Below are 12,472 nucleotides of genomic sequence, written 5' to 3'. Positions count from 1 at the left end.
CCTCCTTTTTTCTCTATTCCACATGTGATTTTTTGGTCATGATATAAACATATGGAATAACAAATATCATGGAGATAACGACCATAAACCATGATATTGCAGACCCTACTCCAACATTTGCAAATTTAAATGTCTGGTAATACATCCAGGATGCAAGTACTTGTGTGCTATTCGCAGGACCTCCAGCGGTCATGGCGTAGATAATGTCATAAACTTTCATTGAGGCAATCATGGTCGTGGCAAATACAATTACAAATGTTTCACTTAACATCGGAATTGTTATACGAAAAAACATTTGATATGGTTTGGCCCCATCGATAAGTGCCGCCTCGTATGGTTCCTTTGAAATACTTTGCAGCCCAGCCAAAAATAAGATCATTGGCATCCCTACCCCTTGCCAGGTTGCTGCCACAAATATTGCTATTAAGGCTGTTTTTGGTTCTGCCAGCCAAGCATGCTGTAATTTATCCAAACCTATTTTATGAAGTAAGGTATTTACTAAACCCATTGACGGATTAAATAACCATCCCCAAATTAACGCGACAACAACATTCGATAAAACGAATGGGAAATAAAAGACACTTCGAAAGAACACTTTTCCTTTTATTGATTTATTCAAAATTAACGCTAACATCAATCCAAACCCGATCATGATAACAAGAGAAGCAATTGTCCAGATGACATTATTTTTTAATGCCATTAAAAACGTCTGATCCTTTGTCAACAACATAACGTAGTTGCCAAGCCCAACAAACTGTTTTTGCGGCGATACTCCATTCCATTTAAAGAAACTAAGATATAATGTGTAAAGACCAGGAACCACAATGGTTACCAAATAAGCTGCAAGTGCCGGTAATAGAAAGAACCATGGTTTAATTTTCTTCATGTTCAGAGCTAACTTCATTTTCCGTTCAGTTTTGAGAATTATCTCCTGCTCCACTACTGTCTTCAAGGCGATTACTCCTTTCTTAATGAATAAGAGCGCAAACGGCGCTCTTATTCATTGATGATTTTTTCTTATTGTGCATTATTAGCCTTGTAATCCTTAATTGCGCTTTGGATTGATTGTGCTGCTTGTTCAGGTGTGAATTGGCCTAATACTACATTATCCTGTGCTTCAAATAATGCCTGAACAACTTGCTGTGGCAATGCTTGGTCGCTAATTAGGAAATTTCCATTCTTCACTTTGTCTTCCATAACAGACACGTGTGGAGATGTAGCCGGATAAGTGACCCCTAAAGCAGCTGCTGAGCCATATTTATCGGCAAATTTGTTAATTTCATCCTTACTGGCCATAAATTCTAGGAATTTAATAACGGCATCCTGTTTGTCTTTACTTAAATTAGACTTCACCTGGAACATTTCCACAAAACTTGACATTCTTTCAGGGTTTTGTCCGGTTGGGAATTGGAAAAAGTCAAACGCACTTGGTTTCGCGCCATTTGCTATAACATTTCCATCAAACCAGGAACCTTCAAGTGCCAGTGCCCCTTTACCTTGATACATGCTTGTCTCCAGCTCAGTCGGATCAATGGATATGAAACCTTTAGGGAAGTAGCCTTTATCAGACCATTCTTTTAACTTGGCAAATGATTGTACAACAGCTGGATTATCCCATGATACTTTCATTGCATTTAATTGATCGTGAAGTTGTGGTCCTGCATAATGTTCGATCAATTGCTCTGTAAAACGCATCAGCATCCAGCCGCTTTTACCACCTACCGATAATGGAGTGACACCACTATCCTTTAATTTTTGCAAGTCGCTTTCAAACTCATCAAAAGTTTTCGGAGGTGTTAATCCTGCTTTTTGGTATACTTCTTTATTGTAAAACATCCCCATGCTGTTTAAATGATAGGGAACACCGTAAATTTTATTGTTAACTTTGGTTAAATCAATAGCGGCTTTATTAAATTTCTGGTCCCAGTTATCTTTTTTCGCTACATCTGTTAAGTCTGCAGCAAGGCCATTTTGAGGATAGAAAGAGCCTAACGTTCCCCCCCAGGTAAACCATGTATCTGGCAATGTATTAGAGGAAGCTGCAACTTTTAGCGCCTCTTTCAATGAATCAGTAGTATAGTCTGATATTTTTACAGCAATTTTTGGATTTTCTTTTTCAAAGTCTTTAATCATTGGCTTAATATATGCACTATCCTGATCTTGTAAGCCCCAAACAGAAATCTGAATTTTTCCGTCTTTCGAAGTTTCTGCAGAGCTGTCTTTTGAACTGCATCCAGCTAAAAGACCCCCTACTAAAAGTAAACTGGAAACACTTGCTAACATTCTTTTTTTCATAATTTTCCTCCTATGGTTCAGAATAGTTTAAAATAAAAAAGTCTTTTTACCAATTGAATCGAAACAAGCTTTTTACTTGATTCCCTCCAATTTTAGTTAACTGAGATACTTTGTTTACGCTTTCATTATCGTAAATTTTCAAAATGTTTTACAGGGGGTGGATTTGATATATTTTGTGTTTTCGCAACTTTTTTATTTACTAATACAAAAAATTTAGTTATTTTTAGTTTACAAAGACAAAAAGTTTAGTAGAATTTAGGAATTTATTAGGATGTGCTATAATGAAATATTTTGTTAGGAGAGGCCTTTTAAAGCAAAAATCCTCGATTTTATTTCAAATGATATTAGGATTTTCATTGATTTTAGTCATTGTAATTCCTATTAATAACTATATTTCCTACCAAGTATCCTCAAAGGTATTAATGGATAAAACAACTAAATATTTATTGGATTCAGTAATCCAGTTGAGTGGAAAAGTAGACACCATGTTAGGGGAATATGACCATTTATCACTAAGAATTGCATTGCATCCAACCGTTCAAACGTATCTAAAAAATTCAAATCGTTTTAGCAAGAAATTGAGTGTATACGAGTTACAAAAGGTCATCGCCCATGAGCAGGCATATCTGAAAAACAATTTGGACGTTGAATTCATGGATAATAAGGGTGAAGAAGCATTTTTGCAACCTTTGGCAAAAAATTCAATATTAAAAAAATCCTTTTGGTATCCGTACCTGGATCCAAAAGGAAGTATATTTTGGTCAGCAAATAAAATCTTATATCAGACTGAAGACAGTAAAAAAACCCTAGTTAATGGAATATCGGGGATAAGAGTGATTAAAAACTACGACGCCCCTAGAAAAAATATTGGGTATATGTTTATGGTTATTCCGACTGAAGCAACGGAAAGCGTCATTGGAAACGATTTGATTAACCACTCGCATAAAATTCAGATCATCGATCAACTCGGGAATATTGTATACTCTACAGATTCAAGGGAATTCGGGAATAAACTACCGAAAGGTCTTTGGACAGAGGTCCACGATACGAAGCATAAAGGAAGTATAAAAAAGAGTGATGTTCAAGGTAAAGAGATGTATATCTCCTCCTATACCTCTTCCTATAGCCACTGGACGGTTGTTACCTATATAAACATTGCTGATACCGTGGAAGATTTAAACACGATCAAAAAAAGTAGCGTCCTCATAGGAATTTTTGGTATCATAGCGTCTTTACTCCTTACCTCATTTTTCTCTTGGTCTGTATCCATGCCCATTAGAAAATTAGCTTTACGTTTATCGAATATCAAAGGAGGAAATATTCTCCCCCATAAAGGTCAAGCAAATAACAGAGAGGTAGCGATTCTCAACGATAGTTTTAATAATATGCTAAATGACCTGGAAGAAACGATAAAGATTTTGTCATACAAGCAAATACGAGAAGAACAGGCACAGCTTATCGCAATGAAAGCACAGTTTCAACCACATTTTTTATATAATTCATTAAATACCATTTATTATAATGCCATCCTGGAAAAGCAAAATAAAGTGGCTCGCATGGTCCTTTCATTAAGTGATCTTCTTCGGTATAGTATTCAGCCAGGTTCAGATTTTGTGGAGCTGAAGGAAGATTTGGAACAATTAAATCGGTTTATTGAACTCCAGCGCTATCGTTATGAGGACAAGCTTCAAGTTGAAATAAATGTAGAGACTGGGCTTCATCACTATCCTGTCATGAAATTGCTTCTTCAGCCAATTGTCGAAAATGCAATCAGCCATGGCCTGGAATCCGTAAAAGGAAGGCCCTGGATGATCCGGATTTCCATTACAAAAGTAGGGAACTTGCTCGGATATGTTATTGAAGACAACGGAATCGGAATGAGTGAAACTGAAATGAAAAAAGCATTGGACTTTGACCGCGATCGGAATGAATTAGATGAAAAAATCCTCCATACAGGTGTCGGTCTGCCCAACCTTCAACATCGCATAAAGCTTATTTATGGGGATCAGTATGGATTACATTTAAGCTCAAGCTCTTTAGGCGGTTTAAAGGTTCAGTTTAAGATACCTATTTTAATAAATAGGAAGATTGGAGGGAAAGAAGATGAAAATAATGTTAGTGGATGATGAACCATTTGCACTTCGTACTTTGAAAGAAATGATTTCTGCCGCTAAACAAAATTGGGATGTTGTTGCAGCTGCTGAGGATGGAGAAGAAGCCATTTCCCTCCTTCAAAAAAACCAAATCGATTTGGTTATATCTGATATCCGAATGCCTTCGGTCGATGGTTTGGAATTGAGTGAACATATTCATAAAAATTTTCCTGTCATAAAGGTCATGCTGCTAACAGGTCATGGTGAATTTGAATATGCCCAGCAAGCACTTCGATATGGTGTTGTCGATTATATTTTAAAACCGTGCTCATTTGAATCTTTATTTGAATCCATTGACAGAGTTGAAAAAAACATTTTAAAAGAGAAAAACATTCAAAAAAGAGAGAAGGATTTAGGGGCAAAACGATTAGATGCTCCTCAAATGATAAACGGGCATTTTGAAAAAACAGAGGTAAAAAAGAATAGACGTGTTATTGAACTTGTTCTTGAGAAGCTTACAGAAAGATTATCTGAAGATTTATCTTTGAAGCAACTAGCTGAAGAAGTTTATCTTAGTCCAACCTATCTGGGAAGAATTTTTAAAGAACATACTGGAGTAAGTTTTTCTGCATACCTTATTCAATTACGTCTTGAAAAGGCAAAACAACTGCTGGCTGACCCCTCACTAAAAATTTATGAAGTTTCTGAACGCGTAGGTTACAGTGACCAAGCTCATTTTACACATATATTTAAAAAATTTGTAGGCATTACTCCTCAAGAATACAAAATGCGACTTTAAAATTTCCAAAAAAAGACTGCAGATAATTCCGTATCGTTTGCGGAATTGTCTACAGTCTGATAGTCCCTAATTTTCTTCAATAATGCTAAAACCCCAAGGTGCTAATTCTAGAGTTTCACTGGTTTTAATAGTCCTTCTTGAAATCAATTCATTTCCTTCAGTGTGAGGATATTTGATTGATTGGGAGGCATCAGAATAATTAAAGTAATAGCGAATCGTCTTTCCAAGTTGGTTCCTTCCTGATTTCGAAATGATCGGAAACTCCAATTCTTGGTCTTCTCCCCAAAGTCCTGCCTTCTTTACAGCGTGTTCCAATACACCCTTCATCACCGCTGGACTTGTCAAACAACCAATATAAATAGCCGTTCCATTTCCATAACGGTTTTGAGTAATCGCTGCATATTTCCCCCATTGCGGATGGTCATAATAGGCCAATACTTCCGCGGTTATAGGAGTAATTAATTCCATCCAGATTTCTGCGAAATTATTTTCCTCTCCCACTTGGAAAGGGTCGTCCTTTAATGAAACATTTTTCGGTTCAACAAACATACTGTAGGTGATGCCACATGCTTCACTGATAATCCCTGGTTGACGGGCAGTTCTTACTTTAACGTTTTCATCTGTAAAACCGCTTTTACACGTATAGACGATATGACCGCCAGTTTTTACAAAATCGTTCAGCTTCAACAACAGGCTGTCCGAAGCTGAATAAAGAGCCGGAACAATTAGTAACTCATAATCATTGAGTTGGTCGGAAGCTGGAGAAACAAAATCACAGCCAATATTCATTTTGTAAAGCTCATCATACATCTGGCGGACGACATCGTTATAATTTTTCGAGCTTGAAAAATTAAATTTGAACCACTCGATTGCGGTCAAGGATTCATTGCTGATTAAGATGGCCACTTTGTTCTTTTTCTTTAGATTGATGAGATGAGGCGATAACTTTTCAAAGTCTTTTCCAATTGTCATGGCTTCTTCATATACTGGATTCGGTTCAAAATCGTGACTTAATAGTCCTTTCCAGTAGGTTTCTGCCGAGTTATGGATTGAATGCCAATGCCAGTAGGCCACCATGTTGGCTCCTGAAGCAAGATGGCTGAAAGCCTGCAGTCGAAGCTGACCTGGGTACGGTGTCCAATTGGTAAAAGCCTGGGCTTGCGTTTCCACCACCAAATAATTTTTCCCCTTTGTCGAGCGGGCTATGTCCCCAGCAAACGAAATCTCAATTCCAGTCAGATGATCTTGTGAAGGATGATAGATATCGACACCCGTAATATCAAATGGCTGCGATGCCTCAAAATGGTCCACATCAGGCTGGACTCCGTACGAATGACCCTTCCAATCAAAGTCAAAGTTTTGGGTCACAAATTGGTCAGGACGTTTAAATTCATTTACAATGGAGACTTGCCAGCTTAGAAAATCGGCAACCTGCTTCCGTTGAAATTTCGCAAACTCGGAACCAAGACTGCCATTGATCGTGCCCACCATGGAAGGGAAATCCTCCCAGCTATTAATCCGATTGCTCCAGTAATCAAGACCAAAGATGTGATTGAGATTTTCTATCGTTTTATATTTTTCCCTCATGTATTTGACAAAAAGCAGCTGGACGTTCGGTCCGCACGTATGGTAATGTTTCGTTTCATTATCGGTTTGATATCCGATAACGGCAGGGTGAGCCTTGACGCGGCCAATTAATTTTCGAATGATTCTTTCAGCATAAAAAAGATAGGTTGGGTTGGTGATATCCATGATCTGGCGAGCTCCATATTTGCCCGGGCCTTTAGGTGTAACTGCCAAAACATCCGGGTGCTCTTTTACCATCCAGGTAGGAACGGCATATGTAGGAGTACCGACAATTACCTTAATTCCAGCATTATGCATGGCATCCAATACCCGATCTACAGATGAAAAATCAAAAATGCCATTCTGCGGTTCGTGCGTGCTCCAAGTGGATTCTGCAATCCTGACCACATTGATTCCAGCGTCTTTCATCATTTGAATATCTTTATCGAGCCGTTCATATGGCATGTATTCATCATAGTAAGCAACTCCATATAGAAGCTGTTCCAAAAGAAATCCCTCCTAAAAGCGTTTCTATATTTTTGCCCCCCTGCTATTGTCGTAGAGGGGGGCAAATGGACATCATTTTAACTATTTACAAAATTTAGTTCCTGACTACCTGAAAATTGATTTAACTGATTGATCATATCGGTTAACATTTCTTCGGTAAAGGCACCCATGCTGAAATTCACCATCGCACGGAGTGGCAGATACTTCATCATGGCCTCCATCATTTCGGCTGCATCCCCTTCATCTGCACCTAAATTCGGGAATGGGTTGTGTTTTGTTATCAGTTCCTTTGCCAACGATGCCAGTACTGGGTCAGCCAGCAAATCACCAACAAGGGTATTGCGATGAACCGGCTTTCGAATGGAAACAGTTGATTTTACGATCATGCTTTTCTTTAGGACAATCTCTTGAGATGATTTTCCTACTAATATTTCAAACTCTCCTGTTTCCACGTGCCAGTCTTGGAGCTCCACATTGTAGTAAGCAAATGCCCGCTTATTTAACAGGAACGTAACTGTTTTTTCCTCACCTGGCTGCAGCTCCACTTTTTCAAAGCCTTTGAGCTCTTTTTCAGGTCTGATAACACTGCTTTCCACATCTTTTACGTAAAGCTGAACAATCTCATTTCCAGCTCTGTCCCCTGTATTTTTAACCGTAACACTCACTGTCACTGTTTCAGTATCTTGAATCTCTTTTTGATTGATAGATAGATTGCTATATTCGAAAGTCGTGTAGCTTAATCCATAACCAAACGGGAATAGCGGTTCCACTTTTTTCGTGTCATAGTAACGATAGCCTACAAAAATACCTTCCTTGTATTCCACTTTGTCGCCTTCTCCTGGGAAGTTCAAGAAAGATGGATTGTCGCTTAGTTGTTTCGGGAACGTTTCCGCCAATTTTCCACTCGGATTTGCTTCGCCGAATAATAAATCAGCGATGGCGCCGCCAAGTGCTTGCCCGCCTAGATAACCTTCAAGCAATCCTTTTACATGGCCAATCCACGGCATTTCAATTGGTGAGCCGTTGCTTAACACGACGACAATGTTGCGGTTTACTTCCGCTACTGCTTCTACTAATAGACGGTGGTTTTCCGGCATACGCAAATGTTCACGGTCATAGCCTTCGGATTCATAGCGGTCAGGTAGCCCGACAAACAGGATTACCGTATTCGCTTGTGCCGCCACTTCTTTTGCTTCTGCAATAAGCGCTGTATCGATCGCGTCAGAGTCTAGACTGTAACCTTGAGCATATAACACATTCGTGTTCTGACCTGCTGTTTTTTCGATTTCTTCTACAATGTTTTCAAGCTTTGTCGGTTTTACATGCGAACTTCCGCCGCCTTGATATCTTGACTTCTTCGCAAATTCCCCAATTACCGCAACGGTACCTTCTTTTTTCAATGGAAGAATGCCATCTTCATTTTTTAATAACACCATGCTTTCCCGTGCCATTTCTCGCGCCAGCTGGTGATGGACCTCTTTGTCATAGACAGCGTTTTCTTTTTTATGGTCAACAGCCATTAAAATAATCCGCAATAATCGCTCGACTGCTTGATCCAATTTTTCTTCAGAAAGATTACCGCAATTTACAGCGTCCACGATTTTTTGATCACCAATGCCATTGCTTGACGGCATTTCAAGCTCCAGTCCTGCTGCAAGCCCGTCAGCCCGTTCATTCACCGCACCCCAGTCGGAAACAACGAAGCCTTCAAAGCCCCACTCTTCTTTAAGAATATCCGTTAACAAATATTGATTTTCAGATGCGTATTCTCCATTAACTTTGTTGTAAGCGCACATAACGGTCCATGGCTGGGACTGCTTGACCACGCCTTCAAAGCTGGCCAAATAAATTTCGCGCAATGTTCTTTCATCCACAACGGCATCGGTTGACATTCTGCGGTGCTCCTGATTATTAGCCGCAAAGTGTTTCAGAGACGTTCCGACACCCTGGCTTTGAACACCTTTCACATGATTTGCTGCCATTTCAGATGCTAAATAAGGGTCCTCCGAGAAATATTCAAAGTTTCTTCCGCAAAGCGGTGAACGCTTAATATTCACTCCAGGCCCAAGCAATACTGCTACATTCTCTGCCTGGCATTCCTCTCCTAGTGCGATCCCTACTTTTTCTATGAGGTTTCGGTTCCAGGAGCTGGCCATTCCGGCAGCTGACGGAAAACAAGTTGCAGGGACACTGTTATAGATCCCTAAGTGATCAGCACCCTCGGCCTGCTTGCGAAGACCGTGCGGCCCATCTGTCACCATAATTGATGGGATCCCTAATCGTTCAATCCCTTTTAAATTCCAAAAATCCAATCCGGAGCATAGGCTCGCTTTTTCTTCTAAAGTCATTTGCGAAATTAATTGCTTGATATCTCGTTTCATATGAACCTCCTTAGCAGGATAAATTTTTAGAAAACGTTTTCTTTTCTATATTTATTGTATTTCTTTCTTTGAGATTGTTATGGTATTTTTTATCGAAAAATAGTATTATCTTATTAAATCAGGAAAATAATAAGCGAAGAATTCATTTACTATTAAAAGGGGATTAGCATGCTATTTCCAAGTAGAGATCACTTAGAATATATTTGCAGGCATATGAATGAGACCTTTAAAATCCCATTTTTTCTATTTGATTCGAAAGGTGAGCTGCTTTATGAAGCATCACCAGGATATAGGCAAAATCCACTATACCCTGAAAAAATAGACTATGTAAGACAATTGATCGGAATCGGTGAACCATCAGAATACCCGATCATCAAATCGACAAAATTACTGGAAAATTTTCTGGTTATTCATTTAATAAGTGGTGACACATTCAAAGGGAGTATTGTAGGAGGCCCATCCATTTATACAGATTACTCGGAAGACATGATAAGAAGAATGACTCATGACATAGGGTTATTTATTGATCAGGAAATTATTTTTCTTTACTATGAGTCTCTACCCGTCATAAAGCATCACGACTTGATTCGGGAAGGCATCCTTGTCCACTATATGATCTATCATCAAATGCTCGATACGAATTATGTTATTAAACAAAATCAAAAAATGAAGGATCAAAAGATTCTTCCTGGAAATCTCGAACTGGAAGTATCTTTAAGACGCCAAAATGCCAGATTCCATCATGATTATTTAATTGAAAAGAAAATTTTTGGTGCCATTACAAAAGGGATAAAGGAAGAAGTATTAAAATATTTGCAAACTGTAAATGAGGAATTTGAATTTGGAGTGCTATCAAGGAAAAGCCAATTAAGACATGAAAAAAATTTAACCATTGCCGGAATTGCATTAGCTACGAGGGCAGCCATGGAAGGCGGGTTATATCCAGAAATCGCTTATTCCTTAAGTGATTTATATATTCAAAGACTCGATGAACTGGAGGATATCAATGAGGTAAAGAAATTAATGGAAAAGGCTTTGGGAGACTTCGCTGAGAGAGTTCACAACAGCAAAGAGGAACTGCATTCAAAACCCATCTCGCTCTGTCAGAATTTTATATTTAACCATGTATATGAAAATATTACTTTATCTCAATTATCCGAGCTGGTCCAATTGACCCCAAACTATCTATCCTCACTTTTTAAAAAAGAAACAGGAGTTTCTTTGAGCGAGTATATTCAACAAGTAAAAATTGAAGAAGCAAAAAGCCTATTATCTTTATCTTCTTATTCGGTATCAGAAATTTGCAGTCTTTTAAACTTTACGGATCAAAGTTATTTTATAAAAGTATTTAAAAAATTCACAGGAGTAACACCGAAGCATTTTAAAGATGCTCCTTTAAAATGAAGAGACCGTGGTTTATATGCCCCGGTCTCTTTTCATTGTTTCATAAATAAATATGGGGGATTTTATTTCAGAACAATCGTGTTAAAGGAATCAGGTTTTAGATCAAATTGATAGGATTTTCCGTTTAGCTCCAAAACTAACTCTCGTTGTTTTTTAAGTGGATTATTTACAATCAATACAATGGATTCATCTGGATTTTGGAAAGCCATGGCATGTCCAGTTAGATGCCCTTTTGTTTCTAACCTTACTGCTCCATTTTTCACAAAATGAGAATGGTGTTTTACAACATAGAATTCAGGATTGTATGTGAAGCTATTCGTTTCCAGATCTACGGTGATCATTGAATTTTGTTCCCAGCCCCAAGTGCTGCGGCCTTTTGGCTCAAGAACGGCATTCCAATAAACATACCCATTGGCCCCATTGATAAAATAATGGCGGAACAGGTTGCTGACATATTGAGCATATTCCCAAGTATTTTTACCGTTTCCACATTCATTTTCTGTTTGCATGAAACGCAATTCAGGGTAACTCTCGACTGTTCGCTGAATCGCATGTTTTCCTGCCCATTGATAGCCTACGCCGCTGATATATTTATACGCTTCAGGATCACTCAATACAAGGCCGGCATACACATCATAATCAGATGTGGTGTCGGACATTAACTCTTGCCAAGGTTCTGGTGCATTGATCGTCCCAAGCCAGATTTCTGTCTCCAGATTGTGTTTTTCAAAAGCCGGTCCGAGATAGTCGCGGATAAATTCCTGTAATTGCTCACCTGTCCACTTGCAGGATGGGAATTTTTGATCGGCCACTACTTCGTTTTGCACATGAATTTGGTTGATCTTGATTCCTTCTTTTTCATAGGCTTGGACAAATTTAACGAAATAAAGCGCATAGGCCTCGAGCACTTTTTTCTCCCAGCGCAGTGTTCCATAGTTATAGGCTTTCGGAAATTTCAGCCAAGTAGGGGGGCTCCAAGGTGAAGCGAAAAATTTCAAGTCCGGATTTCTTTTTTGAGCTTCACGAATATATGGGATCAGATATTTTTGATCCCTTTCAATCGAGAAATGCTCCATCTCATAGTCATTGTCGGTTTCATTGTGACTGTACCATTCCAAGGCATAATCACTCGCTCCGATCGGCAAGCGGCAAAACGTAAACTGGCAGTCTCCATCGGCCGCAAATAAAGAATCAAGCACTGTTTTCCGATCCTCTTCCGATAAATGCTCAATGGCAACCATGCCAAGCTCATTAAAACAGCTGCCAAAGCCCTCGACAACACGGCCTTTATTTTCGGTAATGAGTAAATTGCTTTGTTTGTCCAAAGATTCCACAGGATCCTTCGTCTGCCAATATGAATCTCTTGTTGATTCAATCCATACAATATTTTTTTCGGTCATGGGGGGCCATTCCTTCCATTGCCATAT

General features: G+C 38.9%; 8 protein-coding genes. 3 read left to right on the top strand and 5 right to left on the bottom strand.

Annotated features, from left to right (window positions below; translation table 11 throughout):
* Nucleotides 1–13 precede the first annotated feature (13 nt).
* Together ACZ5XR_RS04160 and ACZ5XR_RS04155 are read right to left on the bottom strand one after the other, a co-directional pair.
* Nucleotides 14–892 carry a carbohydrate ABC transporter permease gene (locus ACZ5XR_RS04160; RefSeq protein ID WP_464502216.1) on the bottom strand — a complete coding sequence of 293 codons (879 nt, stop codon included), beginning with the start codon at nt 890–892 and terminating at the stop codon, nt 14–16.
* A 125-nt stretch (nt 893–1,017) separates the two neighbouring features.
* Nucleotides 1,018–2,295, bottom strand: coding sequence for an ABC transporter substrate-binding protein (locus ACZ5XR_RS04155; RefSeq protein ID WP_464500423.1), 1,278 nt, complete (start codon nt 2,293–2,295; stop codon nt 1,018–1,020).
* 281 nt (nt 2,296–2,576) lie between these two features.
* On the opposite strand from ACZ5XR_RS04155, the gene ACZ5XR_RS04150 reads away from it, so the two are divergent.
* Together ACZ5XR_RS04150 and ACZ5XR_RS04145 are read left to right on the top strand one after the other, a co-directional pair.
* Entirely contained in the window at nt 2,577–4,421 is a 1,845-nt protein-coding gene (locus ACZ5XR_RS04150) for a sensor histidine kinase (protein WP_464500422.1), read from the top strand.
* The gene (locus ACZ5XR_RS04145; protein ID WP_464500421.1) at nt 4,399–5,187 is read left to right on the top strand and encodes a response regulator transcription factor; all 789 of its coding nucleotides are present in this window, start codon (nt 4,399–4,401) and stop codon (nt 5,185–5,187) included. The genes ACZ5XR_RS04150 and ACZ5XR_RS04145 overlap by 23 nt, the downstream gene beginning before the upstream one ends.
* Nucleotides 5,188–5,253: 66 nt before the next feature.
* On the opposite strand, the gene ACZ5XR_RS04140 is transcribed toward ACZ5XR_RS04145, so the two are convergent.
* Both ACZ5XR_RS04140 and ACZ5XR_RS04135 read right to left on the bottom strand, forming a co-directional pair.
* Nucleotides 5,254–7,260, bottom strand: a complete 2,007-nt coding sequence (locus tag ACZ5XR_RS04140) for a beta-galactosidase (RefSeq protein WP_464500420.1) — start codon at nt 7,258–7,260, stop codon at nt 5,254–5,256.
* 77 nt (nt 7,261–7,337) lie between these two features.
* The gene (locus tag ACZ5XR_RS04135; RefSeq protein WP_464500419.1) at nt 7,338–9,641 is read right to left on the bottom strand and encodes a glycoside hydrolase family 3 C-terminal domain-containing protein; all 2,304 of its coding nucleotides are present in this window, start codon (nt 9,639–9,641) and stop codon (nt 7,338–7,340) included.
* 168 nt (nt 9,642–9,809) lie between these two features.
* Between ACZ5XR_RS04135 and ACZ5XR_RS04130 the strand changes: the two genes are divergently transcribed.
* The gene (locus tag ACZ5XR_RS04130; RefSeq protein ID WP_464500418.1) at nt 9,810–11,045 is read left to right on the top strand and encodes a helix-turn-helix domain-containing protein; all 1,236 of its coding nucleotides are present in this window, start codon (nt 9,810–9,812) and stop codon (nt 11,043–11,045) included.
* 62 nt (nt 11,046–11,107) lie between these two features.
* On the opposite strand, the gene ACZ5XR_RS04125 is transcribed toward ACZ5XR_RS04130, so the two are convergent.
* The gene (locus ACZ5XR_RS04125) at nt 11,108–12,445 is read right to left on the bottom strand and encodes a glycoside hydrolase family 30 protein (RefSeq protein ID WP_464500417.1); all 1,338 of its coding nucleotides are present in this window, start codon (nt 12,443–12,445) and stop codon (nt 11,108–11,110) included.
* Nucleotides 12,446–12,472 lie beyond the last annotated feature (27 nt).

Source organism: Neobacillus sp. Fa239 (genome assembly GCF_055395235.1).
This window is presented reverse-complemented; position numbering and strand designations above follow the sequence as displayed.

Bases quoted from the DNA above. Each gene is read 5' to 3' on its own strand.
- ACZ5XR_RS04155 (WP_464500423.1), bottom strand. From the start codon at position 2,295: ATGAAAAAAAGAATGTTAGCAAGTGTTTCCAGTTTACTTTTAGTAGGG.
- ACZ5XR_RS04150 (WP_464500422.1), top strand. From the start codon at position 2,577: ATGAAATATTTTGTTAGGAGAGGCCTTTTAAAGCAAAAATCCTCGATT.
- ACZ5XR_RS04145 (WP_464500421.1), top strand. From the start codon at position 4,399: ATGAAAATAATGTTAGTGGATGATGAACCATTTGCACTTCGTACTTTG.
- ACZ5XR_RS04135 (WP_464500419.1), bottom strand. From the start codon at position 9,641: ATGAAACGAGATATCAAGCAATTAATTTCGCAAATGACTTTAGAAGAA.
- ACZ5XR_RS04130 (WP_464500418.1), top strand. From the start codon at position 9,810: ATGCTATTTCCAAGTAGAGATCACTTAGAATATATTTGCAGGCATATG.
- ACZ5XR_RS04125 (WP_464500417.1), bottom strand. From the start codon at position 12,445: ATGACCGAAAAAAATATTGTATGGATTGAATCAACAAGAGATTCATAT.